Origin of the sequence: Paenibacillus radicibacter (genome assembly GCF_024721995.1) — a bacterium.
Classification (GTDB): domain Bacteria; phylum Bacillota; class Bacilli; order Paenibacillales; family NBRC-103111; genus Paenibacillus_AM; species Paenibacillus_AM radicibacter.
Genome location: NZ_JANQBC010000009.1, coordinates 149,232 through 175,962, shown reverse-complemented (window position 1 = coordinate 175,962; position 26,731 = coordinate 149,232). Strand labels below are relative to the sequence as shown.

Annotated in this window: 20 protein-coding genes; 8 read left to right on the top strand and 12 right to left on the bottom strand. The window is 42.8% G+C overall.

Annotation, left to right across the window (positions count from 1 at the left end; genetic code table 11):
* Positions 1–208: 208 nt before the first annotated feature.
* Complete coding sequence (ppsA, locus tag NV379_RS17180; protein WP_258208707.1) at positions 209–2,827, bottom strand: phosphoenolpyruvate synthase; 2,619 nt, start codon at positions 2,825–2,827, stop codon at positions 209–211.
* Between the two features lie 266 nt (positions 2,828–3,093).
* On the opposite strand from ppsA, the gene NV379_RS17175 reads away from it, so the two are divergent.
* From NV379_RS17175 to htpG, 3 genes are all read left to right on the top strand, one after another.
* The gene (locus NV379_RS17175) at positions 3,094–3,633 is read left to right on the top strand and encodes a ribonuclease FAU-1 family protein (RefSeq protein ID WP_258208560.1); all 540 of its coding nucleotides are present in this window, start codon (positions 3,094–3,096) and stop codon (positions 3,631–3,633) included.
* 37 nt (positions 3,634–3,670) lie between these two features.
* Complete coding sequence (locus NV379_RS17170; protein ID WP_258208559.1) at positions 3,671–4,336, top strand: hypothetical protein; 666 nt, start codon at positions 3,671–3,673, stop codon at positions 4,334–4,336.
* A 435-nt stretch (positions 4,337–4,771) separates the two neighbouring features.
* On the top strand, positions 4,772–6,652 hold the full coding sequence (htpG, locus tag NV379_RS17165; protein ID WP_258208558.1) for a molecular chaperone HtpG: 1,881 nt from the start codon (positions 4,772–4,774) through the stop codon (positions 6,650–6,652).
* Positions 6,653–6,796: 144 nt separating this feature from the next.
* Here the strand turns inward: htpG and apgM are convergent, their stop codons facing one another.
* Positions 6,797–8,038 (bottom strand): 2,3-bisphosphoglycerate-independent phosphoglycerate mutase, encoded by a 1,242-nt coding sequence (gene apgM / locus NV379_RS17160; RefSeq protein ID WP_258208557.1) that lies wholly within the window; start codon positions 8,036–8,038, stop codon positions 6,797–6,799.
* Positions 8,039–8,058: 20 nt separating this feature from the next.
* Positions 8,059–9,549, bottom strand: coding sequence for an SLC13 family permease (locus NV379_RS17155; RefSeq protein ID WP_258208556.1), 1,491 nt, complete (start codon positions 9,547–9,549; stop codon positions 8,059–8,061).
* Positions 9,550–9,665: 116 nt separating this feature from the next.
* On the opposite strand from NV379_RS17155, the gene NV379_RS17150 reads away from it, so the two are divergent.
* Entirely contained in the window at positions 9,666–10,556 is an 891-nt protein-coding gene (locus NV379_RS17150; protein ID WP_258208555.1) for a LysR substrate-binding domain-containing protein, read from the top strand.
* Here the strand turns inward: NV379_RS17150 and NV379_RS17145 are convergent.
* A complete protein-coding gene (locus tag NV379_RS17145; protein WP_258208554.1) occupies positions 10,525–11,220 on the bottom strand; it encodes a hypothetical protein in 696 nt (231 codons plus the stop codon). The two genes, NV379_RS17150 and NV379_RS17145, sit on opposite strands and share 32 nt — an antisense overlap.
* Positions 11,221–11,593: 373 nt before the next feature.
* Positions 11,594–11,965, bottom strand: a complete 372-nt coding sequence (locus tag NV379_RS17140; protein ID WP_258208553.1) for a winged helix-turn-helix transcriptional regulator — start codon at positions 11,963–11,965, stop codon at positions 11,594–11,596.
* Between the two features lie 133 nt (positions 11,966–12,098).
* On the opposite strand from NV379_RS17140, the gene NV379_RS17135 reads away from it, so the two are divergent.
* The 4 genes from NV379_RS17135 (at position 12,099) to NV379_RS17120 (ending at position 18,488) form a co-directional block, all read left to right on the top strand.
* Positions 12,099–13,328 carry an MFS transporter gene (locus tag NV379_RS17135; protein ID WP_258208552.1) on the top strand — a complete coding sequence of 410 codons (1,230 nt, stop codon included), beginning with the start codon at positions 12,099–12,101 and terminating at the stop codon, positions 13,326–13,328.
* 76 nt (positions 13,329–13,404) lie between these two features.
* Positions 13,405–14,247: an aldo/keto reductase gene (locus NV379_RS17130; protein ID WP_258208551.1), complete on the top strand. Its 843-nt coding sequence runs from the start codon at positions 13,405–13,407 to the stop codon at positions 14,245–14,247.
* Between the two features lie 429 nt (positions 14,248–14,676).
* On the top strand, positions 14,677–17,964 hold the full coding sequence (locus NV379_RS17125; protein ID WP_258208550.1) for a glycosyl hydrolase family 95 catalytic domain-containing protein: 3,288 nt from the start codon (positions 14,677–14,679) through the stop codon (positions 17,962–17,964).
* A gap of 11 nt (positions 17,965–17,975) precedes the next feature.
* Positions 17,976–18,488, top strand: a complete 513-nt coding sequence (locus NV379_RS17120) for a DUF6886 family protein (protein ID WP_258208549.1) — start codon at positions 17,976–17,978, stop codon at positions 18,486–18,488.
* Between the two features lie 69 nt (positions 18,489–18,557).
* Here the strand turns inward: NV379_RS17120 and NV379_RS17115 are convergent, their stop codons facing one another.
* The 7 genes from NV379_RS17115 to NV379_RS17085 all read right to left on the bottom strand — a co-directional run bounded on the left by NV379_RS17115 (position 18,558) and on the right by NV379_RS17085 (position 26,723).
* Positions 18,558–19,157, bottom strand: coding sequence for a DUF7010 family protein (locus NV379_RS17115; protein WP_258208548.1), 600 nt, complete (start codon positions 19,155–19,157; stop codon positions 18,558–18,560).
* Between the two features lie 164 nt (positions 19,158–19,321).
* Positions 19,322–20,824 carry an alpha/beta hydrolase family protein gene (locus tag NV379_RS17110; RefSeq protein WP_258208706.1) on the bottom strand — a complete coding sequence of 501 codons (1,503 nt, stop codon included), beginning with the start codon at positions 20,822–20,824 and terminating at the stop codon, positions 19,322–19,324.
* A 114-nt stretch (positions 20,825–20,938) separates the two neighbouring features.
* The gene (locus NV379_RS17105) at positions 20,939–21,955 is read right to left on the bottom strand and encodes an extracellular solute-binding protein (protein WP_258208547.1); all 1,017 of its coding nucleotides are present in this window, start codon (positions 21,953–21,955) and stop codon (positions 20,939–20,941) included.
* 78 nt (positions 21,956–22,033) lie between these two features.
* On the bottom strand, positions 22,034–23,119 hold the full coding sequence (locus NV379_RS17100) for an ABC transporter ATP-binding protein (RefSeq protein ID WP_258208546.1): 1,086 nt from the start codon (positions 23,117–23,119) through the stop codon (positions 22,034–22,036).
* A 21-nt stretch (positions 23,120–23,140) separates the two neighbouring features.
* Entirely contained in the window at positions 23,141–24,793 is a 1,653-nt protein-coding gene (locus tag NV379_RS17095) for an ABC transporter permease (RefSeq protein WP_258208545.1), read from the bottom strand.
* A gap of 84 nt (positions 24,794–24,877) precedes the next feature.
* The gene (locus tag NV379_RS17090; protein WP_258208544.1) at positions 24,878–25,912 is read right to left on the bottom strand and encodes an ABC transporter substrate-binding protein; all 1,035 of its coding nucleotides are present in this window, start codon (positions 25,910–25,912) and stop codon (positions 24,878–24,880) included.
* A complete protein-coding gene (locus NV379_RS17085) occupies positions 25,905–26,723 on the bottom strand; it encodes a DUF3919 family protein (protein ID WP_258208543.1) in 819 nt (272 codons plus the stop codon). The genes NV379_RS17090 and NV379_RS17085 overlap by 8 nt, the downstream gene beginning before the upstream one ends.
* Positions 26,724–26,731 lie beyond the last annotated feature (8 nt).

Below are 26,731 nucleotides of genomic sequence, written 5' to 3'. Positions count from 1 at the left end.
TAAGCCAGAAGTAGCAATCATGCAGATCATTGTTATCGTTGTCGTAGCAGCGATTACATTCGGAATCGTACGATTGATTATGCGGTTTACAGGGAAGAAGAAGTAGGTGAGATTGAACTTTACCTGAAAACGAATATGAAAAGGATGGATTAAGGTCATTGAAATGAAGAGACGAAAGATCCATCCTTTTACACGTAGTATAATAATATTACAATATTTCAATATACCCTTCTGTACCATGCACGCGAATTCGTTGCCCGTCTTTGATCAGTTTGGTGGCATTTTCTACACCGACAACGGCGGGTAAACCATATTCACGAGCGATAACGGCTCCATGGGTCATTAGTCCCCCCACTTCGGTTACTAGACCTTTTATCGATACAAACAACGGTGTCCAGCCAGGGTCCGTGTAGGAGGTAACTAATATATCCCCTTCCTCTAGATTAGCATCTTCCATGTTAATGATGACGCGTGCTCTTCCTTCTATCACTCCGGAAGAAACAGGTAGGCCAACAATCGCTTCTGCCGGCAGATTTTCCCGTCTGTACTTGCCTGTAAGGATTTCACCATCAGACGTAATGACAAGTGGGGGAGTTAGCTTTTCGAAAAATGCATAATCTTCTTTTCGTTTATTGATAATCTGATAATCAAGTTTATGAGTGCTTACGACTTCGCGAAGTTCTTCAAAAGTGAGATAGTAGATATCCTCTTTCTCTTGAATAACGCCTGCTTGTACGAGCTGTTCGGCTTCTTTTAGTAAAGCTTGCTTGTAGATGAAGTAGCGATTAATCATGTCGTATTTTGGATATTCACGATAACCGGTGAAATTCCGGATGAGATCGATCCTTTGTTTTGTTTCTTTGGCGTTTTGTTCACCATCAGGTAATTGCTTGAGTCGATCTAATAACTCTTGTTCTTTTTCTATAGCTTCCCGTAGCCCTTGCTCAAATTTCCGATTGCCAGCGTTCTTTTCAGAGTTTTTGATGTTGGCAAGAAGCATTGGTACAATTGTAATTGGTTTTTCACTCCAACGAGTTCGGGTTATATCGATTTCTCCGGCACATCTCATGCCGTATTTTTCAAGATAAAGAGAGATAGCGTCTAGAGCGTCCTGTCCACCATCAAACTTTATGAGTTCATCCTCGAAGTTATCTTCTTTGGCATGTTGCAAATAGTCAATAATTTCTGGATATGGACGAATCACATCTGCGACATCGAGTAGCGCCAGTCCCATTTCCGAAGTAATATTGCCTGATACAGATTGAGAAAGTGTATCTGCTGCATTTTTTTCGCCTAACCACTTATCCATGTTTTCATTAATCCATGTTGAAGCTTCCATGGTAGCTATAATCAAACCCAAGCCTTGTGGGTTAAATAAAAACTTCTTTAAGTTCTGGATATCTTCTAAGATAAAGTCAAATAAATCTAAGCCTGATTTCGCTCGGATGATTTGTTTTAACTCTTCAATCGATGTTTGACTACTCTTGATCAAATTAGAAACAATTGAAGGATCACACTGAAGTGGTGCTTGAATGTCCAGAGGCTTCATATCTGGATGACTACTACTTGGACCAGGTGCTGTGTGATTATCAGGCAGTGGTTTAATGAAATCTCCCCGAGCTTTTAAGCCAGTGAGTGCGTCTTTGATGAGTGGATCTGTTTGTGCCAGGGGATTAATTACAGTTTGTTTGCCGGCAGGTGCAAGTAACATCGGTGTCACATCAACAAACAATCTTCCACCCGCTTGATGCATGGGGGCAGGAGTCGATAGCAAGAAAAAGGACAGTCCAAGTGGTTTTATAGGGTCCGTCATCATTTGTTGGTGACCGACAGATATGTACACATGATTTCCTTGATCATTTCTTTCAGGGACTGGGTATAACGTTGTGATTGGCCGACTCTGGACTATATAAAATGTATCATGATCCAAACACCATTCGATATCTTGCGGGCATCCAAAATAAGCTTCGATCTGTCTTCCGATACGTGCTAATTGTAAAATTTGTTCATCATGAAGTGTTTGAGTCTGTTGCTGATTGGGATCGATCTGTTGTGTCAGTGTTCCGCCTTCTTCTCGTCCATAGATAGCCAGTTTCTTAGCTGCTATCCGCTTATTGACGATATTCTCTTCCTTTACTGTATAACTATCGGGGGAAACCAATCCAGAGACCAGAGCTTCTCCAAGTCCAAAGCTGGCATCGATGGATAGCACCTTTCGGTTGCCGGTAATCGGATCAGCAGTAAATAATATCCCTGAAGCTTGTGAGAAAACCATCTTCTGAACGATAACAGATAAATAAATCTGACTGTGGTCAAATCCATTTTGCATACGATAGATGACTGCGCGATCTGTAAATAAAGAAGCCCAACATTTGCTGATATGCTGTAAGATGGCATCGACGCCGATGATATTTAAATAGGTGTCTTGTTGACCTGCAAAAGAGGCATGCGGTAAATCTTCAGCAGTTGCACTAGAACGTACAGCATAAGCATGTGTATCGCCAAACTTGATGAGATAGGAAGTAACCGCTTTCACAACGGAGGAGGGAATTTCCGCTTCAATAATGATTTGTCTGATCTTCCTGCTGATTTCCCCAATCTGATCTCGATCTTCTACGGTTAGCATGGTTAGCTGCTTGAGCAAAGCAGGATACGTTTCGTTTTGTGCGATGGCTGCTTGATATCCCTCGGTTGTCACACAGAATCCTTCTGGTACTTGTATGCCTTGGATTTTTGATAATACTCCTAGATTTAACCCTTTTCCACCAACGAGCAAAAGCTGTGTCTTTTCGATTTCATTTAAGCTTAGAACCAATGAACTTACCATCAACGAACTCACTATCTATCACTCCTAATTATTAAATGATATAAATCATCTTTGATACTAATTCTTCTGCTTGATATAATTGTAAAAATTTCTCTGATTATACCATCACATCCATTTATATGCAATAAAAGAGGTATTTGGTAGAACAGTTCGGATTTTTTGTTAAATTTCTACTAGATTTGTCGCATAACAAACTAGTCGGTTTGCACGATTAATAAACGAATCCCCTTGCAATGACACATTAAAATAATGGAAGGAGGTGAAACGTGCAACAACTGAAACAGAAAGCCGCCAATCGCCCGAACTGGTCACGAATAATAGAGAAGCGTTATGTGCAGAAGTACATCCAAGACGATCAGTTTAAAGGCTATATTACCTTACTGTATCTCGACCTTGTACACGCACCATTATCTGCCAAGTACGAGAATCATGAAATATGTATTGTCGATAACGGCTATTCATGGCTAATGTTCTTCCCAGACGAAGAGAAATACAGTCTTACGGTTATGCGGGGTTCAGAGGGTCAAGTGCTGCAATATTATTTTGACATTGTAAAATCAACCTATCTGACAAGCGAAGGCATACCTGCAATCGATGACCTGTTCTTAGATTTGATCATTCTGCCAAGTGGCGAATACTACATTAAGGACGAAGATGAACTAGAGAAGGCGCTGCAAGACGGAGTTATTACTCAAGAAGATTACATATTAGCTCGCACTGAACTTGAAAGACTCCTCACCCAGATTACCAGGCAAAAGCAATCCCTTATTAACGAAATAAAGAGATATATAGAAGTGTTTAATTGAAAAGGAGAATGATTCAATGGTTGAAAACTTGAAAGGCATGGAGTTATTAAAAAAGACTTTTAATTTCTATTTTTCCAATTTTAAAAATATTGTTTTGATTATGTTAGCTACTTATATCCCAATTCAGATCTTATCTTACAAATTGATTCGTCCAGAATTTTTTGAGTACTTATTTATGCATTCCTTAATCGTGATATTAGTTAGCATTCCGTTCTCGATATGGGGTTCTGCAGCACTTATCCAGTACACCTATATTAGATTGTCGGAAGGTCGCAGTCTGACATTTAAAGAAGCTTACCTCGATTGTTTGAAGTCACTGCCTCGATTGATCGGTTATGGATTAGTAACTGGGCTCATCACAATGATAGGTATTATTTTACTTATTATTCCGGGGATTTTCTTCGCTCTTCGTCTAGGACTTTATTCCATAATCATTATTGCGGACGGTGAGAATAGAAGTAATCCTTTTAAGAAGAGTTATGAATTAATGAAAGGAAGGACACTTGAGTTTTTCTGGTTATCGCTGCTGCTCATCATAATGAACGTCATTCTTGAATTTGTGGTTGAGTTCATTACAGGTCTATTCTTAAGTGAAGCTTTGAGTACAATAGTCAGCGGGCTTACTTCTGATCTGTTTATGGTGACATACGCACTGATCTTCATCATCGCATATGTTCCGGATAGTGCAGATAAAAACGAGTAATGGTTATCTAAATACGCCTTTGATTGACTATTTGAAAATGAATAAAGGCTGGATAAAGCTTAGTGAAGACGACAATCTATCTTGATTTAATCAACTTGAGCCTGATCATGAGAAGTATGATGTATTTCTAACGGGTGAGAGTCATAACACGGCATATAATACTAACGCTCGGTGGAAAATTCTTCGTTATCTAAATCAATCTGCTGGAGACCTATCGCTCCCAAAAACGAAACAAATTCGCATGATAGGAACGGATTTGGACTATGAACATCAGGGGTAACAACGGACTATTTTCAATACTTATTAGTTATTAAGAACTCCCAAGCGATGACCCCATATTGACAACATTTACCCCTAATGTGATAAAATATTTAATAGCACTCGATGGTCTAGAGTGCTAAAACTAATGTTTCCTTTTGAGAGGAGAAAGCGCACGTGGAGAAAAAACAGTTTCAAGCTGAATCCAAACGATTATTAGAGATGATGATCAATTCCATCTACACGCAGAAGGAGATTTTCTTAAGAGAGTTAATTTCCAATGCTAGTGATGCGATTGATAAAATGTACTATAAAGCATTAACCGATGACACGCTGGTTTTCGATCAAGATAGCTATTTCATCAAAATTACGGCTGATCAAGCTAATCGTACGCTAACAATCCGCGACACAGGTATCGGGATGACACCAGAAGACTTAGAGAACAACTTAGGTGTGATTGCGAAGAGTGGCTCCTTAGCATTCAAGAAAGAGAATCAATCCAAAGACGGCTACGACATCATTGGTCAATTCGGCGTTGGTTTCTACTCAGCGTTCATGGTTGCAGATGTTGTAACGGTGATCAGTAAAGCGGTTGGCAGTGATCGGGCTTACAAGTGGGAGTCGACAGGCGCGGAAGGCTATACAATTGAACCGAGTGAGAAAGAGTCCCATGGTACAGAGATTATTCTTACGATTAAGCCGAATACGGAAGATGAGAGCTATGATGAGTTCTTGGAAGAATATCGTCTGAAATCTATTATTAAGAAGTATTCGGACTTCATCCGCTATCCGATTAAGATGGATGTTTCTGGTAAACGTCTACAAGAAGGCAGCGAAAGTGAATTCGAAGATTACACGGAAGAGAAGATCATCAACAGCATGGTTCCGATCTGGCGTAAAAATAAGAATGAGCTGACAGACGCAGACTACGAGCAGTTCTACCAAGAAAAGCGTTACGGCTTCGATAAGCCGCTGAAGCATTTACATATTAGCGCTGACGGCGCGGTCGTGTACCAAGCAATCTTGTTTATCCCTGAGAATACGCCTTTTGATTACTACACGAAGGAATATGAGAAGGGACTTGAGCTGTATGCCAATGGCGTTCTGATCATGAACAAATGCGCGGATCTGCTTCCAGACTATTTTAGCTTTGTGAAAGGGATGGTTGATTCGGAGAGCTTGTCGCTAAATATCTCACGTGAAATGCTACAACATGATCGTCAGTTGAAGTTGATCGCGAAGAACATTGGTAACAAGATCAAGAGTCAGCTGCTTAGCTTGCTTAAAGATGACCGTGAGAAATACGAGTTGTTCTACAAGTCATTCGGTAGACAGTTGAAGTACGGCATCTACAGCGACTATGGCAGTCATAAGGAAGTATTGCAAGACCTCATCATGTTCTACTCCTCCAAGGAGAAGAAGCAAGTGACTCTTGACGAGTACGTATCCCGTATGCCAGAGGATCAGAAATATATCTATTACGCGTCTGGTGAATCCATTGAGCGTATTGATAAGCTTCCACAGACGGAGCTAGTTACGGATAAAGGCTATGAAATCCTGTACTTTACGGATGACATCGACGAGTTCGCAATTAAGATGATCATGAGTTACAAAGAGAAAGAATTTAAGTCTGTATCCAGCGGAGATCTTGGTATTGATCTAGATGACTCCCAGAAAGAGACGGAAGAAGAGAAGAAGGATAACCAAGAGTTGTTCGAATACATGACGGCTCAACTTCAAGATAAAGTGACGAGTGTTCGTGCTTCCAAGCGCCTCAAGTCTCATCCGGTATGCCTTTCTACTGAAGGCGAAGTAACGATTGAGATGGAGAAAATCTTAAGTGCAATGCCGAACAATCCAGATGTAAAAGCACAGAAAGTGCTTGAAGTGAACGTTCATCATGAGGTGTTCGAGTCACTCAAGCAAGCTTTTGATACGGACAAAGAGAAGCTAAGTCTGTATACGGCACTACTATACAGTCAAGCTCTTCTTATCGAAGGATTGCCGCTGCAAGATCCTGTTCAATTCACGAATGATGTTTGCAAAATAATGGTTTAATTGTCCTAAACTGTGTCGATAGTACACTTCTAATAGCGATTTTTGCGCTTGCCTGGGAAATGTTCCATGGAAATATAGTGTGCGTATATATAAAAGAGCAGCCTGCCGAGTTTATCTCAGCAGGCTGTTTGTTATGATAATAGGCTACGAACCCTGTTTCTTCACACAGCCCATCAAACCATGCAGTGTGGTTACAAATTGTGAACCGGACAACCGTCCCAAGCCGCCATACATGCACTCGATTTCGGTGTACTCAGTAACTCGATCTCTACGTAAGCTTGGTCCATAGATTAAGACAGGAACAGGGTCACCCGTATGTTCGCCAATCTCGCATGGGGTAGAGTGATCAGCGGCAAGTGCGAGATACGTATCTTCTGGCAGCTGATCAGCGATCAAACCTACCATCTCATCGAAACGTTCAATCGCGTATACCTTACCTAGTGGATCAGCGTCATGCCCTTTAAGATCAGGGGCTTTCATATGGACAACGACAAAGTCGTTCGAAACATTTTGCTCTAAAGCTAATTTCGCTTTAAGCTCAATATTCGTATCGATATTGCCCGTCATCGTAATATCTGTAATCGCATCAAATCCTGCTAATTTCGCAACACCGAGCACGGTGCTTTCGCCAGCGATACAGCTTCCTTTGATTTTCATACGAGTAGTCATCGGTTCTAGGTGTGCAGCCTGTCCAGCACCTCTTGTAATTAAGAAGTTAGCAGGTAGCTTACCTTGCTTCATACGCTCGATGTTCACAGGATGATTTTTAAGTAGAGCATGTGATTGTTGTAAAAATAAGTTGAGGTAGTAGGCGGTTCTGCGAGCTTCTTCTGAATCATTAAGCGCCTTTACTTCATGATACGGATGACCATCGTTAGGTGCATGCGGGTCAGAGTCACTGATCTGGTCGCTTAATCCATTGCCACGAATAATGAGTACAGCTCGATGCTCGGTTGCAGATTGAATGAATGCTTGAACATGATCGTCTAACTTCATTCCATTAAGCAGAGCAGCAAGCTCAGTTGTTCCTTCACGAATACGACCTGCACGACGATCGACTACAATGCCTTCATCATTTACAGTTGCCCAGTTGCATCGCAATACGACATCTCCAGGCTCAACTTCCATACCTACACCGAGCGCTTCAATTGGGCCACGACCCGGATAATCTGTAGGCTGGTATCCGAACAAGATCAGATGCCCCATGTCGGTTCCGACAGGAATCCCCGGGCTGATCAGATCGACCATGCCCGTGATTCCTTGCGCTGCTAGGCGATCCATATTTGTGCGTTTTGCGTATTCAAGCGGTGTAAGATTGTTTAAATCTGGATGTGGGCGATCACCTAATCCATCTGCAATCGCGAGTATGATTTTTCTATGTAACATAACATGATGTCCTCCACGAATTAAGATATGCCAATAACTTTAAACCACGTAAACAAGGAAATGCTGATGACAACAGCACCGATGAAACAAGTGACAATGGCGTATTTCACTTGATCGAGTACGGTGAAATAGCCCGTTGAGAAGTAGATCGTATTTACCTTAGAATGCGGTGGTAATGTGATCGTATACGTTAAAGTCATTGCAGATGCAAGTGCGAGTGCGACAGGGTCCATTCCGAGTGACTTCGCAAGTGCAATGAATGCTGGAATGAGAATGGTGACACGAACGGTTTTACTCGTAAAGATAAGATGACTATACATACTAAGGAAAATAACAATGATATACACCCAGACATGGCTCATACTTTCCATACCAAGTCCAGCGATCACTTTCTTAATGATCCATTCTGCGCCTTTGGATTTATCTAATGCATTACCAACTGCATAAGCACCTGCTGCAAAAATCATCAGTTCCCACTTGATATTCGCTTCTTTCCAAGTTAAGAGACCAATACGAGGCATTAGACAGAATAGGGCAGCAAGTACGGCTGTTTGCTCGGTGCTGATCTCGAATCCAAACCAACCTTTTTGGTAGTCACCAGTTGCCCAGAGGATAACGGTTAAGATGAAAATAATAGTTGCTTTCTTCTCATTAAGTGAGAAGGATCCGAGCTTCTTTAATTCGTCCTTGAGGGTTGACATGGCATTGTCGAAGCCAGTTTCTCCTTTGATCGAGAACAGCTTAAAGCCGATAAAGAACGTAATGAGCATCGTAATGATTGCTGCTGGCATGGACGCTAGTAACCAATCCATATAACCAATGTGACCACCAGCTTGTTCGTTAATGAATCCAACTGCGATAATGTTACCTGCAGTCGCAGTCATGACACCAGAGGTTGCAATTGCGTCTGCTTGCACCCCTTGAAGCATCATCAGCTTGCCAAGATTGCCTCTGCCGGGAATGGATTTGTAAATATCGAGCAAGATTAGACAGATTGGAACCATTAATGTTGCTCTAGCTGTTGTCGATGGAACGAAGAAAGCAAGAATAAAGTTAATGAGTACGAGGACGAGCATCGTTCGCTTCGGCGTTTTACCGAATTTCGTAATCATCCATAGTGACAACCTGCGGCCAAGATTGGATTTCATGATGGCAGAAGTCAGAACGAAAGCAGAGACCATCAGCCAAATAACGTCATAGCCTAGTGTGCCAAATGCAGTCTCTTGATCTTTAACTGCACCCGTAAGTGGAAGTAGCAAGATCGAGATGATCGAGGTTAGATAGATTGGAATCGGTGTCGTAATCCATAGAACAAGTGCGCTGGTAAAGATCGCAATGGATTTCTGTGCCTCTGGCGCTAGTCCAGCGGGCGTAGGCATAAAGAAAAGAATGAAGAATACGAGTACAGCGAGCGGGATACCGACCATTTTTAAAACCTGTTCAAATCGGCTTTTGGGTTGTACAGGCGGTTCATTGCTGGCTTGTTTCATATTCGGTACTGCATCAGTCATTTGAAAGCCTCCTTGCATCTATTTGGTTGCGCTTTCATTATATTCGGGGTAATATTATAATACAATTTGATTATATTTGAATAACTATAAGATAATATTATAGGAGATTTGAAGCTATGAACATATCGAAGTTACATACATTTCTTACCTTATCGGATTGCTTAAACTTTACCGAAGCTGCGGAACAACTGTATTGCTCACAACCTGCTGTCAGTATGCAAATTCAGAGTCTAGAGCAAGACTTAGGCGTCCCCTTGTTTGATAGAATCGGTAAGAAGCTATACCTGACAAGACAAGGCGAGCTATTCAAACCATACGCCGAGCAAATCGTGAATGTCTTGCAGTCTGCGAGGGAACATATCGGGCAGCTTGAGAATTTATCTTACGGGACGTTATCGTTCGGAGCAAGTAACTTTGTCGGGGTGTACTTACTACCAGCGGTATTAGGAGATTTTAGCCGAACGTATCCGGGGATTAAGATTAATATGAACATTACTTCATCCCGCCAATTAATGAACATGCTGGAGACGAATAAAGTGGAGTTTCTCATCGTATCCGATCAATTACCTGTCGATGAAACGAAGTTTCAGACGTCGAACTTTTATGATGATGAGCTTGTCCTCATCGTTCAAGCCAATCATCCACTCGCTAAGAAAAAAAATTGTAAACCTGAGGATTTACTTCCAGAGAAAATCATTCTGAAACCGAAGAAATCTGCCACCCGTGTTTACTTGGAAGGGAAGTTCAAGGAAAACGGGATCGAATTTCAAAGTGAGATGGAGATTAGCAACCTAGAGGCAATCAAGCAAGGCGTCATCCACGGGCTGGGCATTTCGATTGTATCGAAATTTTCCGTCGAACAAGAGATTAAGAGTGGGTTAATCGCATCTGTCCCCATTCAAGGTGTCACCTTTCATCGAGGAATCAATTATGTTTTCTATAAAAATAAGCACCTCTCACCAGCAGCGATTGCATTTATTCAAATGTTGGATCGTCTTGATGTGTAGAGTAAGTAAGAATAAAAGAAGTATGTTCATGTCGCAGTATTTGCGAATTGAACATACTTCTTTTATTGACTAGCGGCAATGAAGCAAACTGGAGACGCCCTCGGGCGTGGGTGATTGCATCGGACAATCGCAGGAGCGAGATAATTCCCCATAGGGCGATGCTAGCTGAGACGACTGCGCCGAGCTCTAACGGGATCGTCGTTGACGTCGCGATAGCCTCAAGATTGAAGGGGCGTGAGGGATCACTTGTCAGCGTCCAGACTAGTAGAATGCCCGAGACTGCAACGAGTCCTCCTGTGACCGCAAGGGTTGCGAACAAGCCTGCTACTCTGTACTGACCGAACTGCTCAATCGCTCTCGAGTACAAGCGGGCAGTTACACCGATTGCAACGAATAGTAGCAATACCGTGATGACCACCGTGACCGGATGACCGAGGAATAGATTGATCTCCGATGTCGGCGCTAGACCGAGCAGCGCTCCGAACGGTACGGAACCAATCAGCGCCCACAGCACCGCAGCAGCGAGTAGTGATGGCAGAAATGGAGCCGCGCGTCCGATGCTTTGTCCTGGCCGAAACACAGTCATCCGACCGCCAGTGTCCTTAGTGGAGAATAGGGGGAGTGTCTCGATGTGGTTCTGCTGAATCTCCGCAGTCTTCCTCATAGGTATGACCCTGTTGAAGAAGATTCTCGTAATCCGAGTTCTGAATACTTAGCCATACATCCCTTCACCTCACAATAGTTATCCACATTTTAGGTACTTAGAAATAAATGAATTGAAAGGTGAAGAACAGCTTGAGAATTTAACTTACGGGACGTTATCATTCGGGGCAAATAAGTTTGTTGGGGTGTGTGAGAGGGAACAACGATACATCTAAAACCTGATTATTTATCAGTGATCTGATGTTTTTTAATACCTAGATACAATTGTTTACATAACATTCTTGTATGTGAACAAGAAATGCGCATACGCACCATTTACATGTCATTCTTCATACGTGGAATGTTAGAAAATAGAGAATCATTAAAGCCTTAGCTTAGTGATTCAATATATTATCCTCCAACACGGCGAACTTATCGCCGTATTCTTTCACAATATGAAGCTCACCCCACGTGCATAGCGCGTTGAGAATCGGCTTGAGGCTCATTCCGTATTCAGTTAGCTCATATTCGACTTTAGGTGGTACTTGGTGATAAGTAATTCGGCTAACAATGCCGTCTGCTTCTAATTCTCGAAGTTGTTGGGTTAGCATCTTTTGTGTAATGTTAGGCATGATACGCTTGAGATCGCTTGTCCGCTTCTTTCCGTGCGTTAAGTGACAGAGAATCACGCATTTCCATTTTCCACCGATAACTTCCAATGTTGCTTCCACCGAAATATTATACTTCTTATTTTTTCTTGTGCTCATGTGGGAACCTCCATTGCTATAGGTACTTTTTAGTGCCTACCGCACAAAAAAGTACGTACTATCCAAAATGCATTGAAGCATTCATAATAGCACATATCGGCCGATAATTACATGATTAGAGGAGTTAATAAACATGCAATTGGATCAAAAACGTAGTACGTTCGCGCTTTTGGCCCTTGCCATTAGTGCCTATGCAATTGGAACAACTGAGTTTATCAGCGTGGGGTTACTGCCTCTGATCGCTGAAGACCTTCAAATATCCGTAACAACAGCAGGACTAACGGTAACCCTATACGCACTTGGAGTCACTTTCGGTGCACCTGTGTTAACTTCTCTTACCACAAGAGTACCCCGCAAGATGCTATTGATTGCTATCATGGTTATTTTTATCGCTGGCAACAGTCTGGCGGCAGCTTCGGGAACAATGGGTTTCTTATTAGTAGCCCGTGTAATATCTGCTTTGTCGCATGGGGTATTTATGTCGATTGCATCAACGATTGCCGCGGATCTCGTTCCCGCTCATAAACGTGCGAGTGCGATCTCCATGATGTTCTCAGGTCTGACGGTAGCCACGGTGACAGGTGTCCCTCTCGGAACTTGGATTGGTCAGCAGATGGGATGGCGTGTGGCTTTCATTGTTATTGCGATTATCGGGATAGTCGCGTTGATCGCTAACCTGATCTTGATCCCGTCTTCACTTCGTAAGGGGGTTCCGACTCCAGTACGTGAGCAGGTGAAGCTTGTAACCAATGGTAGACTGCTCCTTGCATTCGCTATTACAGCGCTCGGGTATGGAGGCACATTCGTCGTCTTTACTTATTTATCCCCATTGCTGCACGAGATAACCGGATTTGCTGAAAGTACGGTTGCAATTATTCTGTTGATCTATGGGATTGCAATTGCCATTGGAAATGTCATTGGGGGAAAGTTAGCCAATCGGCGTCCACTTAAGGCTCTGTTCTATATGTTCATCTTACAGGCAATCATTCTTCTGGTGTTGATGTTGACTGCGCCATATCAAATAGCGGGACTTATTACGATCTTCTTCATGGGTCTACTTGCTTTCATGAATGTACCAGGACTTCAGATCTATGTCGTCATGTTGGCTGAGCGCTTCGCGCCAGGAGCTAAGGATGTTGCTTCTGCCGTTAACATTGCCGCGTTCAATGCGGGTATCGCGATTGGGGCTTATCTTGGTGGTGTGATTACGGATTCAATTGGTCTTATTCATACCACTTGGATCGGAGCAATTATGGTCTTAGGTGCAGTATTGCTTACAGGTTGGAGCCTGACACTTGAAAGAAAGTCGAAGCAGGCTTGCACAATACAAACATCAATATCAACAGCGTCAGTTCAATCTTAATCTTAACAGTTTCACAATAATTCCAACTCTACAATTTATGTTTTAATCTAAACACTAACTTCTTGGAGGTTTTACTATGACAACACATTTACAAGCAACTACAACTCTCAATAATGGAAAAGCAATGCCTTGGTTTGGTATCGGTGTATTTAAAGTTGAAGATGGTCCAACTCTCGTGGAAGCAGTGAAAGCGGCTGTCGCACATGGCTATCGTAGTATTGATACAGCTGCGATCTACGGCAATGAAAATAGCGTAGGACAAGCTATTCAAGAAGCACTTCAAGAAACAGGACTCTCTCGTGAAGAATTGTTCATCACTTCCAAAGTATGGAATGCCGATCTTGGCTATGAAGAAACACTTGCTGCTTATGAGTCTAGCTTAGAAAAGCTGGGGCTTGAATATCTTGATCTATATTTGATTCACTGGCCGGTAGCTGGGAAGTACAAAGACACATGGCGTGCACTCGAAACACTCTACAAGGCAGGACGTGTTAAAGCGATCGGTGTAAGTAACTTCCAGATTCATCACCTGGAGGATCTGATGAAAGATGCTGAGATCAAGCCGATGATAAATCAGGTTGAACTCCATCCGCGTCTTAGCCAGCAAGAGCTGCGCGACTTCTGTGCACAGCATGATATTCAGATCGAAGCGTGGTCGCCTTTGATGCAGGGCCAACTGCTGGACAACTCAGAATTGCAGGATATTGGTGCGCGTCATGGCAAGTCGGTTGCCCAAGTTATTCTACGTTGGGATCTACAAAATGGTATTGTAACGATTCCGAAGTCAACAAAAGCGCACCGAATTATTGAGAATGCATCTATATTTGATTTCGAACTGTCAAGTGATGAAATGGCTCGCATTGACGCGCTTAATCAGAATTTACGTGTTGGACCAGACCCAGATAATTTTGATTTCTAATTTTGATCCCGTCTTTGAATCGCAAGTACTATAACCAACTGCAAGTGGACAATGAGCATCGTGCAGCGGTTTAAGTAGGATTTAGGATTTTATTGATATGTGAGATACCCATTTGCTGATTAACCATGCAGCAGGTGGGTTTATTTTTGTTCAAATTAGCAATGGATTGGGATATTTGTTTACATAACATTAATAATAGTGAACAAATTCCGTGCAACTCCATCCTTTTCTTCAACAAGTACATTCGACGCTAGTGTTGGATAAGAAAAGAAAGAAAACAAACATTTTATAAGAAGATTTTCAATAGAAAATTTCATAATCAATTGATACGATCGAGAAGAAGAAATCGCGGATCGACTGCAAGTAGAATTACCCGTAAATATTTAAGCGATTTCAATAAAAATTTCACAAGGAAAAAGGGTGATTCATTTGCGCACATTTCTTAAAGGTAAATTCCGATCCAAGGTTATTGTAAGTGCTGCATTAGCTGTATGTATGGTAGTAACCGGAATCCCGGCAGTAGCTCCTGCAACAACTGCACATGCGGCAACAACGGTAACGTACACAGGATCCGCACCGCCACCTGCCCATCAACTTGCATTGTGGTATCGGCAGCCTGCAACAGATTGGGAGAAGTACGCCTTACCAATTGGGAATGGATTTATGGGTGGAATGGTGTTTGGTGGAGTCGATCAAGAGCATATTCAGTTTAATGAGAAAACATTATGGACAGGAGGTCCGCGTTCCATAGCAGGTGGAGGTAGAGACGGTAATCGAGATGGTGCGGCTAGTTATTTGGGCTCGGTTCGGCAAAAGCTAGCAAGCGGTGATGTTTCGGGAGCCAGTTCGATTGCCGAGCAGTATCTGACTGGAACTTTAGTGGATTATCCCCAATTTGGGTATTATCAGAATTTTGGTGACATCTACTTGGATTTCGGGTTACCTCCCTCTGTAACAGTAGCAGATTATCGGCGTGAACTGGATTTGGAAGATGGAATCGCACGTGTAACATACAAGATTAATGGGACGAATTATACAAGGGAATATTTTATGAGTTATCCAGACAACTTGATGGTGATGCGACTTACTAGTAGTCAACCAAGTCAGCTCAACTTTGATGTGAGGGTAACAAGTCCGCAGACGACACCATCCATTGTTGCAAGTGGGAACACTTTAACTTTAAGTGGGAAGCTTGCTGATAATAACATGGCTTACGAATCGCAAATTCGTGTGCTCAGTGATAATGGTACAGTGACTGCTGGTAATGGAAAGGTGAATGTTGCAGGGGCGAGTGGAGTCACGATTCTCATGTCAGCAGCAACAGACTATGCCAATCATTATCCAGATTATATCGGCACGGACCCTCATCCTACTGTGACAAGTCGAATAACAACAGCGTCAGCGAAAAGTTATGATGCTTTACGGGCTACTCATATGGCAGACTATCAATCTCTGTTTAAGCGGGTATCACTGAATATCAACGATCAGTATGCAACGATACCAACAGATCAGTTGTTGAACAATTACAAGACAAGTCGAACGAATGCACTGGAATCACTCTTTTTCCAATATGGTCGATATTTACTAATCGCATCTTCACGTCCAGGCTCGTTACCTGCTAACTTGCAAGGCGTATGGAATAACTCCAAGACACCGCCATGGGGTTCGGATTATCATACGAATATAAACTTGGAGATGAATTATTGGCCGTCCGAGGTAACGAATCTAAGTGAAACAGCGATCCCTTATGTGGAATTTATCGATTCTTTGCGGGCACCGGGTCGAGTAACAGCGCAGAAGCACCATGGTGTAACGGGTTCAGGTTGGACGATTCATACCTTTACAAGTGTGTTTGGTTATACAGCTCCAGGGTGGGATATCGATACATGGGGATGGCAACCTGCTGCAGGAGCGTTTCTATCACAACAGCTATGGGAGAAGTATTTGTATACAGGTGACAAGGAATATCTGCGCAACAAAATATATCCGATCATGAAGGAAGCAGCGGAATTCTGGACTAAGACATTAGTTACAGATACAGATGGAACACTTGTCTCAACTCCAGGTGTATCGCCTGAGCAAGGCACACTCAGTATTGGTACATCCTATGATCAAGAGTTAATCTGGCAACTGTTCACGAATAGTATTGAAGCGAGCACGATTCTTGGAGTGGATCAAACATTCCGCAATGAGTTAATCGACAAGCGCAGCAGATTATCCATGCCTAAGATCGGTAAATACGGTCAAGTGCAAGAATGGAAGCAAGATATTGATGATCCGAATAATCAACATCGGCATATCTCACATTTAGTCGGTCTATATCCAGGAAACTTAATTAATCCAGTAACAACACCTGATTTGTTCCAAGCAGCAAGAGTGACACTTACGCAAAGAGGGGACGAATCGACAGGATGGAGCCGAGCGAACAAACTAAATCTATGGGCAAGAATGTTAGATGGTGATCATGCAGGTCGAATTCTTCAAGGTCAGCTAGATAGTAGTACGAATCCGAATTTACTGGATGTGCACCCTCCTTTTCAGATTGATGGAAATTTCGGCGGCACTTCAGGAATAGCGGAGATGCTATTACAAAGCCATGTTGGAAGTATGGATTTACTGCCTGCTCTTCCGTCTAATTGGGCAAAAGGTGAAGTGAAAGGTCTTCGTGCAAGAGGGGGATTTGAAGTGGACATAAGCTGGAATTCGCTAATTCTCAAGCAAGCGACAATCACTTCCCTCCTTGGCAATGTTGCTAAGGTAAAGGATAAGACATTCACGAATACTGGAAAATTTGAAGTGAAGAAGCAGTCAGACGGTAGCTCCGTTAATTATTCGGTGAGTGGAGACATGATCACGTTCCCAACTGATGCTGGCCAGAAGTACGTGATTACTTCTACTGTGACGCCATCCGTTCAACCGATTAAAGTCGATGAGAGTGATCCATCCATTGTGTACACAGGAAATTGGTCCACTTATAGCTCGCCACAAGATTATGGCGGTACGGAAAAATACAGCAGTACTGCTGGAAGTTCAGCACAATTTACGTTTATAGGTACAGCAGTTAAATTAATTAGCATGAAGCAGTCGAATATGGGCAAGATTGACGTTTATGTAGATGGCGTGTTGGCACAAGCGGATATCGATTGTTATGCGCCAAGCACAACGAAACAAGTAGTAGTCTTCAGTAAGACGGGATTAACACCAGGACAACATACGATTAAAGTTGTAGTCAAAGGCACGAAGAATGCATCTTCATCCAATACGATTGGTGCGATTGATGCCTTTGAGTATACACCAATTGGAGACGAACCAACGATTCCTCCGCCACAACCGATTAAGATCGATGAGAATGATACGTCGGTTGTCTACACAGGTACATGGAACACATATAGTTCACCCCAAGATTATGGAGGTACGGAAAAATACAGCAACACGGCAGGAAGCACAGCACAGTTTACATTTACAGGAACTACGATTAAATTAATAAGTATGACGCAGTCGAATATGGGGAAGATCGACGTCTATGTGGATGGGGTATTAGCACAAGCCGATATTGATTGCTATGCACCTAGTACAACGAAACAAGTAGCCGTCTTTAGTAAAACTGGACTTACACAAGGGCAGCACACGATCAAAGTAGTGATCAAAGGCACGAAGAATGCTTCAGCTGTTGATACGATCGGAGCGATTGATGCATTCGAATACACACCTTTATAAGAGGAGCGACTATGCATTTATTTCATTTCAGCGAGGAATCGAATATTGAAGTGTTTCATCCGAGAGTGAAATCGAATCGGCAAGACATGCCACCTGTGGTGTGGGCAATTGATGAGGAGCACGCGTACACGTTCTATTTTCCAAGACAGTGTCCGAGAATTGTAGTGACGCGAGGTGAGGGGATTAGCACGGAAGATGAGGAGAGATTCTTCGGGTTAAGTAAAGCGGATAAGATCATTACGGTGGAGACAGGTTGGTATAATCGGATTGCAAGTGGAACGATTTATCGGTATACATTGCCGAGAGAAAGTTTCCAAGTGTTCGATGCAACAGCAGGCTATCACATTTCGGAAGCGTCGATTGTACCGATTGCAATGACACCCATGACGAATCTGATCGATCAATTGATCGAGCTTCATGTCGAAGTCCGATTTACACCGAATTTGCATCCACTTTATGATGCGATAGTAGGTTCATCCTTCAAGCACTTTGGGATTCATCGTTTTGAAAATGCAAGTAAATAACTGTTGTAAAGCTCTAGCTAACTTCCGTGATGGGGAGTTGCTAGAGCTATTTTTATGGGAAAAAAGTATTTATTTCAATTGTTTTTGTATGGTTATCCAGATTCTGAGTCCAGTCACCCAGAGCGTCAAAGCTGACCCAAAACCGATAAAAGTAGACGTCGCAATCAGAGATACATTGCTAATCGTGATCTCCATTGGTAGGAAGAAAGTGATAATACCTAATATACAGAGCACAATACCCGTACCATAATAAAACTTTTCTCGGAACAATTGAGCTAACGGGAAAAAGTGAATACCCACAATGATGGCCATGATCGGGAAAAAGAGTTCAAACTGATGGATTAAGTTACAAATTATACTTGCAATAAAGATCGCAACACCTTCTAGACCGAATATTAAACCGAATTTTCTGTTAATTTTACGCCAATCTTCCCGTCCTTCCGGTGTAACCGCATTGTTCATGTTACGAGCTTTACCAAAGAGCGAGAATGAACCAATTAGTAAGATTAAAGTTACAATACCCGAAATAATTAGTGTCCATGGGGCTCCAAGTTCCCGTGAACCAATAATACCAATGGAAGCCCAAAGCGCTCCAAAGAAAGTCATGAACATTACGCCATTGGCAGCTCCAAAGACTGCAGCCTTCGGCAATTTTACTAAATTACTCAAAATAGGTAACCCCCCTATACATTAAATTAATGTTGCATCCTTATAAAAACATGTCTCAACACTTTTGTCAATATTTAACAACAAGGCATAACTGTTGTATAGCTCTACTGACTTCCGTGATGGGGGGGCTAGGGCTATTTGTATGGAAAAATAGATTCCGTAATTTATAATAGCGAGGTTACGAACTTCACCTCCGGAAAGCGACTATCCGGTCCTTTCATTAAGGTTCCTCCTTGATTTTTCAGATACATATCGAAGAAATCCAACATATAGGCATTGATAACAGAGTTCGCCTTTTCGGGCGCAACCTTTCCTGTAATGCCCAACATTTTGAAAATCGGAGAAATGAACTGTACGTCTGCAAAATTCAAATGCTCCGTATTTTCGATATAGAGGAATTGTCCTCCTTCAGCGACAGTTTCGTGCATACGCTCTAGCTCCAACTTTTTATCGTTCGATACTTGATCCATCCACTCTCTTGTTGAGCCCATACGGTTAAGCTCTGCATCCGTGTAGACCCGTTTATCCATCACCATTTTTAATTTTTCGAACTCGCTTTCCGAGTTAATGAACAAAAACGGTTTTCGCAGACCTTCTTTGTCACGCAGTCTATAAAGCCCTCCATCTAAGTCTATTCCAGCTGCAATTCGTGGATCATAAGAAGCGTCATAGGCCGTTGCTCCCCCGATGGAATGACCGAACACCCCGACATGACCGAGATCAATTCTCCCTTGTAGATGACTTGGAATCTGCCCCAATTGGATGAGCTCGAATTGGTCTAGCGCAAACGATACATCATCGGTTAACACTTTTCCAAGCTTGTTGCGATTGCCGCTTTCCGTCTGGTAATCATGGTCAGGCGAGAATAAGTCGTTGGTTGATAGGGTCGTGATTCGACCGTCCGGAAATTCGGTTGCAAAAGTATTATAGGTGTGGTCAATCACTGCCACGATATATCCGTGACTCGCGAGATTTTCGGCTTGCGACGTGTGGAGGAACCTGGAAGAGCCGAAGCCTGGATTCGCAAGGATCAACGGGTATGAAATTTGTGCCGAAGAGACTTCGGCCTCCGAATAAGTATGACTGGATACGTACTTCAGGTGTTGAAGGGTAAACCCGGGAAGGCCATAGTTCTCGGCCATATAACGTAAAATCTGGGGATTTGGAATAAAGGGAGAGTACTGGCCTTTGTTAGCTTGAGCCGGATACCACACCTGAACCATTAGTTCTCTCTTACCATCCCTGGTTTTGTCGAAAATCTCTTTCCTATTTGTATCCACGAAATGAAAAGATTGCGTTCCTACCTTAAATTCGCCTGCCAGTTCAGGTAGTTTAAAGACAGGAAAAGCATACATGAGGCCTGCTGTTACGACCAACATTATTGCTAAAGTGGTATAAGCTGAACCCAACATGAATCGTGGGATTTTTTTTTGATCGTTTTTTTTGAAATAGCTATAACATGAAATAGCTAAATAAATGATCGTTATGCAATAGGGGAAGAATAGCTGAACTCTGTATCCTTCCAACGTCAAATGAATAATCAATAAAAGTGTGGCGATCCCGCTTGCAACAAATACTGGAATTCTACGCCGTTCATTTTTAAAAAAGATTGTTAACGCAAATAAGCTGATGTTTGACAAAAAAAGCAACAGTTCAAACAGCCTCATATCGATTCTCCTTTTTGAAAAATCTATTTTTTCCATTATTATCCTATGGGGCTGTTCTAAGCTATCGATTTGCCTTACATCTCTCTTACAATTTTGTAATATCTAACGAATTGCTTATTCCCTCGCTGCTTTCCAAGCCTTTATCAAATTCTCGCGATTTTTAGCGGCTTGATCGAACCGATAGTTCGGCAACAAATGCTCCATCTTCGCTGAGTCGAGCATCGGATTCACTGGAATGTCTGGCTTCACGGGGAATGAGAATGCCGTGTTCATATAATCGGTTTGGATATCACGAGAAAGCATGAAATCAACGAGTTCCTTAGCAGCACTTGAATTATTGCCACTCTTGAGAATCGAGATTGCCCCAATTTCCCAACCAGCTTGAGGTGGAATGATCGAGTGAATATCATATCCAGAATTCGTAAATCGAAGCTGATCTCCAAGGAAGCTAACAACAGCGGCTACTTCACCTTCGGCTAATCGCTGCGCACTTGTAATTCCTGCGAAAGTCGTCGTTGTACTCTGCTTCTTGAGCTCTTGCATGAGCTTAATCGCTTCTTGTTCTCCACGCTCTTGTGCAAGAGATGCGAGTAGGGTATAACCTGTCCCTGATGTCTCAGGATCAGGAATTTGAATCTTTCCTTCTAACTCAGGACGAAGTAAATCTTCATATCGCTCAGGCATCGGAAGAGTTGCAAGTTCAGGATCGTTCTCCCATACATTCGGGTTAGTGCCAATCGCAAGAGCTCCCATATACATGCCTGTCCAATATCCATCCGGATCTTTATATTTCGAAGGCACATTTCCAGTAGAAGGTGAGACATAGTGAAGTGATTTCTTATTATTCTTGAGCTGTTCATGCATATCAGCTGGTCCGCCTAATACAACATCGATGCCTGTTTTACCAAGTGTTAGCAGATGATAACTCGCTTCACCACTAGATATGCGAATAATCTCATACGGTTGATCGGTCTTCTTCTTGAAAGTTTCAAGTAGGATACGTCCTTCATCTTCTTGAAAAATAACATAAACTTTTAAGGGCTGATTATTCATTTTTTCGCCAAAAAATAAAAATCCAGCCACGCCTACAAGTGCAACGGCTAGCAAAATTAACAGTTCTTTCCTCCGCATGATATACACTCCCTTACATAAGAAAAAAGGAAACCAAAGTTTCCTTAAGTATCTCATATCCCATTTGTAAGTGGGGGACTAAATATCTTTAATGACGTGAATTTTTTCGGAAGAAGCACTAAGTGTCACTTCTCCTTCGTAATGCGTCTGACCTACGTCATACACATCAACGATCCATTCTTTGTTATCTTCGGATTGAATGAAGTAACGCTCCTTTTCCCCTTGGAACATGGAAGATTTCACAACACCTGTCAAGGCAAAATCATTCTCGCCATGCGGTGCATTAATACGAAGGGATTCAGGTCGAATGCACAGATTTACTTTTTCACCAACAGATACAGTTTCATCGGTCGTCACAACGCCGGTATGTGTGTGTCCGCTAATTCCATATTCAATCGTGAGCTTCTTGCCATCAACCTTACGAACGACAGCATCTGCGAAGTTAGTTGTTCCAATAAAGTCCGCTACATAACTCGTCTTCGGTTTAAAATAAATGTCGTGCGGTGTACCGTACTGGTCAATACGCCCTTTGTTAAAGACAACGATGTTGTCGGACATCGACAAAGCTTCAAGTTGATCATGCGTCACATAGATGACGGTAAGACCTAATTCTTGCTGAATCATCCGAAGTTCCACACGAACCTCTTCACGAAGCTTCGCATCCAGGTTAGACAAAGGCTCATCGAGCAAGATGATGGGGGAATTCATGACAAGTGCTCTTGCCATCGCAACACGCTGTTGTTGTCCACCGGACATTTCGTGCGGATAACGCTCCTCAAGACCTGTCAGCTTCACCTTCGCAAGTGCTTCAGCTACACGCTTCTGGACTTCTTCTTCTGGACGCTTCTGTACATCTAGTCCATAGGCTACATTGTTGAACACGGTCATATGCGGGAAGAGGGCATACTCTTGGAACACCATCGGTGTACCGCGCTTGTATGGAGGAAGATCATTCACGACTTTCCCGTCAATGCGAATTTCGCCTTCATCAATTGTATAGAAACCTGCAATGGAACGCAGGAGCGTTGTTTTACCACATCCACTTGGTCCAAGGAAAGTGATGAATTTACCTTTTTCAATTTGAAGATCGATCTGTTTGAGGACGTGATTATCGCCAAACACTTTATTGACATTCTTAAGATCAAGTAATACTTGTGAGCTCATATTCCTCACTCCTGACTTGTATTAGAAATCGAATATCTTAACTTTATCTCGGAAAATTAACTTCATAATGCCCAGCGTTGTAAGAGTAGCGAACATTAACCCGACAGCAACGGCTGCTGCCCAGTAGTACGTACCTGTCTCCGCGTAGTTGAAGATCGATACCGCAGCCACAACCCATTTCGGCGTGATGAGGAAGACGATGGTACTGAGTGTGTTCATATTTTTCATAAAAGAGTAGACGAAGTTCGCCACGATTGTCTTCTGAAGCATCGGGAATACGATGGATGTTAAAGTCTTACGACTGTCTGCACCAAGGTTCGTTGCCGCTTCTTCAATCGATTTATCAATCTGTTTAAAAGAAGCGGACAGCCCTCGATAACCGACCGGCATTTGTTTGAGTAGCATCGCAATGACGATCAGCATCGCTGAACCTTGAAGCGGTGTGTTGCTGAATGCCACGATTAAGGCTAGACCTACGAATGTACCTGGTAATGCGATAGGTAAAACGCCTGTGAAATCTAGAATACGGTTACCAGGGAACGGCTTACGAACAACGACATACGCAAGGATGAGTGCGAGTGTAACAGCAAGCAAGGAACTGACAAGTGATAAGACTAGCGAGTTCATAACCGCAGGACTGGACGGGTTAAATACCATTTTCATAATGTGATCAAATGTAAAGGTATTGTCGCGTCCGAAGTTTCTTGTAAAGGCAAACAGAATTGTGATCGTAAACATCGCTAGAATGAATAGGGTAATGATGCTGTTAAACGTAAAGAGCACAATATCGAGCTTGCGGGATGTTGTTACCCGATTCAGTCCAGAGACTGGCTTACCTGTAACCGTCGAATAGGAGCCTTTGGATAAGAGTTTATTCTGAATGACGAATACGATTAGAGCAGGGACGACTAGGATAATCCCCATTACGGATGCAAGACCCGCCTCATTATTAATAATTTCACCATATATCTCAACAGCTAGGAGCGAGTAGTTGCCCCCGATCAGCTTGGGATTCCCGAAATCGGCGAAGCAGTTAATTGCAACAAGCAAGAAGGCGTTAATGATACCTGGAAGTGCTAATTTAAGTGTAATGGTGCGAAATAAGTGAAATTCACGTGCACCTAGGTTCTGAGCCGCAACTTCTAAATTCGGCGAGATTGCGCGCAGAACACCTGTAATGGTCATATAAGCAAGAGGGAAGTAGGAGATCGTCTGTACAATCCATAGTCCCGGAAGACCGTAGAGATCAAGTTCGACACCGAACATTCCTTTCATCCACTGCGATACCATCCCGCCGCGACCGAACAGGAGCAAGAAGGCAAGACCTGTCATCACGGATGGAGCTAGAAGAGGAAGGAACGCAATAAAGCGGAAAAACTTCTTACCTCTAATGTTCGAATAATGAATCGAGTACGCATAAATAAATCCGACAACCGTTGCTGTTAAGGCAGATAGAGAGGAGCTAACGATTGTATTCATTAAAGCTGTGCCATAACGGCTTTTGGAGAAGAATGTTGCCCAATCTGTTGGACCCGGTAGCGTGATAACGAATATAAGTGGATAAATCACGAACAAACATAGTACGGCAAAACAAGTTAGAACGAGAACCAGCGAAGAAGGATCTTTGAGCAACCGGCCGACCGATGCACCCATACCTTTTTTTTCTGTAATCATTGGGGCCTACGACCACCTTCCATATTCGATTATGTGTGAGGGTGAAGAGACTCTATAAGAATCCATTCACCCCCGTGGCGTGCATTATTTCAAGTTTTTGAGTGCATCTTGCAATTCTTTACGCTCTTCAGCAGCTTGCCACAAGCTGTACTTCGTGTTGTACTTCGTAGAATTGATGTCAACACCATTCTTTGGAATCGGTACGCCTGGCTTAACTGCTACAGCCATTGCAGATTCTGTGTAAAGTTGTGCGGGTTCTTTTGTAAGCATAAAGTCCATAAGCTTCTTAGCGCCTTCAGTGTTCTTACCACCTTTGATGATCGCAAGACCGCCTACTTCATAGCCAGCAGCTTCAGGAACGATACTTACGATTGGGTTGCCTTGGTTTTTCATTTTGAGTTGATCGCCAAGGAATGTAATCCCGATTGTGTATTCACCTTTAGCGGCTTTCTGAATTGGCTCAATACCGGATTTCGGTCTTTCTTTCAAGTTCGGAAGCAATTGACCTACATATTTCAGCATTTCGTCTTTGCCCCATACTTGTGCTAGGGAAGCGACTGCTGTGTAAGCTGTACCGGAAGTCGCAGGGTCGGACATGCCGATCTCACCTTTGAACTTCGGATCTAGCAATTCTTTGAATGATTGCGGGTATGGAGCAGTACCATACTTTTCTTTCCAGCGATTTTCGTTAATACCGATTGCCACTGGGTTCAAGTAGAAACCTGTCCAGAAGCCGTCTTTGTCTTTCACGTTGTCAGCAAGATCTTTAGCGTTAGGGGAAATGTAGCTCTCGAGTGCGCCAGCCTTTTTCATGACCTCATGAGAATCAGCAGGACCGCCCATTACGAAGTCAGCTTGCGGGCTGTTCTTCTCGTTCTGAACACGTGTTACCGCTTCACCACTTGGTAGACGAAGAACTTCATAGTCAATGCCAGTTTCCGCTTTGAACTTATCCAAGATCTTACGTGCCTCTTCTTCTTGGAAAATAGAGTAGACGGTAATTTTACCTTTATCTTTACCACCGAATACACCGGACTTGTACAGGAAGAATCCTGCGATCAAGGCCACGATAATGATACCAATGATCATTAAGGAACTATTACTTTTCTTTCTAGCCATTTCTATCAACCTGCCCTTCAGGAATGTTCGAGGCATTGTTAAATTTGAAATAAGCTTTATGATTCGTTTCATCCAGCAGATCGAAGACAACAAAGTAAGCGTTATCATATTGGTCGATGTGTAACCAATGTTTACGTCCACCAGCTTCTTCTACCAGCTCAACAACATAATGTGCACTTGGCGGCGAATCATTGAAATCAAAGTGATTGAAGTCAATTAGCCTAACGGCTGTGCGCATTTGCGCTGTTAGCATACTTCGTTTATCACTTGTAAGTGGGTTAAGCTTGCCCTTTACTAAGCTATAAACTTCGTGCTGTGTGCTTGCGATTGCGACACCTACGGTATCTGCGGTTAGTGTCTTATCGATGAGCATGTTCTGCAGCTTGCGTATGTCTGCACTAATATCCAGGGAATTGACCCATTCGGAACCAAAGCGGAAGCCACTCGTATTGATCTGGAATGGAATATCTTCTTGATCCAGATACGAGATCGAACCGGACAGCACCAAGCGGCGTGTATCGGGACGATTTTCCTGACTACCTGAGCTGAGCAAGCGTGCGAAGGACTCTTTCCACGCGATCAGCTCTTTAGGGTCTTCAATCGTAATAGTCCCAATTCCGGGATACGTCACATTCATACGCATCGGAACACCGACGAACAATTCGTGGTTCTGCTGCTCCTGCGCTACAATATTCACTTCATCTACACCAATCCGAAAAACATAAGCGAAGATACCGATTAATGTACAACCGATCACAAGCTGTAACAAGATGAGACGAAACCATGAAAGCCCTTTCTTTTCCTCATGCATGTAGAATA

Bases quoted from the DNA above. Each gene is read 5' to 3' on its own strand.
- ppsA (WP_258208707.1), bottom strand. From the start codon at position 2,827: ATGGTAAGTTCATTGGTTCTAAGCTTAAATGAAATCGAAAAGACACAG.
- NV379_RS17170 (WP_258208559.1), top strand. From the start codon at position 3,671: ATGGAGTTATTAAAAAAGACTTTTAATTTCTATTTTTCCAATTTTAAA.
- apgM (WP_258208557.1), bottom strand. From the start codon at position 8,038: ATGTTACATAGAAAAATCATACTCGCGATTGCAGATGGATTAGGTGAT.
- NV379_RS17155 (WP_258208556.1), bottom strand. From the start codon at position 9,549: ATGACTGATGCAGTACCGAATATGAAACAAGCCAGCAATGAACCGCCT.
- NV379_RS17150 (WP_258208555.1), top strand. From the start codon at position 9,666: ATGAACATATCGAAGTTACATACATTTCTTACCTTATCGGATTGCTTA.
- NV379_RS17145 (WP_258208554.1), bottom strand. From the start codon at position 11,220: ATGAGGAAGACTGCGGAGATTCAGCAGAACCACATCGAGACACTCCCC.
- NV379_RS17140 (WP_258208553.1), bottom strand. From the start codon at position 11,965: ATGAGCACAAGAAAAAATAAGAAGTATAATATTTCGGTGGAAGCAACA.
- NV379_RS17135 (WP_258208552.1), top strand. From the start codon at position 12,099: ATGCAATTGGATCAAAAACGTAGTACGTTCGCGCTTTTGGCCCTTGCC.
- NV379_RS17130 (WP_258208551.1), top strand. From the start codon at position 13,405: ATGACAACACATTTACAAGCAACTACAACTCTCAATAATGGAAAAGCA.
- NV379_RS17120 (WP_258208549.1), top strand. From the start codon at position 17,976: ATGCATTTATTTCATTTCAGCGAGGAATCGAATATTGAAGTGTTTCAT.
- NV379_RS17110 (WP_258208706.1), bottom strand. From the start codon at position 20,824: ATGAGGCTGTTTGAACTGTTGCTTTTTTTGTCAAACATCAGCTTATTT.
- NV379_RS17105 (WP_258208547.1), bottom strand. From the start codon at position 21,955: ATGCGGAGGAAAGAACTGTTAATTTTGCTAGCCGTTGCACTTGTAGGC.
- NV379_RS17100 (WP_258208546.1), bottom strand. From the start codon at position 23,119: ATGAGCTCACAAGTATTACTTGATCTTAAGAATGTCAATAAAGTGTTT.
- NV379_RS17095 (WP_258208545.1), bottom strand. From the start codon at position 24,793: ATGATTACAGAAAAAAAAGGTATGGGTGCATCGGTCGGCCGGTTGCTC.
- NV379_RS17090 (WP_258208544.1), bottom strand. From the start codon at position 25,912: ATGGCTAGAAAGAAAAGTAATAGTTCCTTAATGATCATTGGTATCATT.
- NV379_RS17085 (WP_258208543.1), bottom strand. From the start codon at position 26,723: ATGCATGAGGAAAAGAAAGGGCTTTCATGGTTTCGTCTCATCTTGTTA.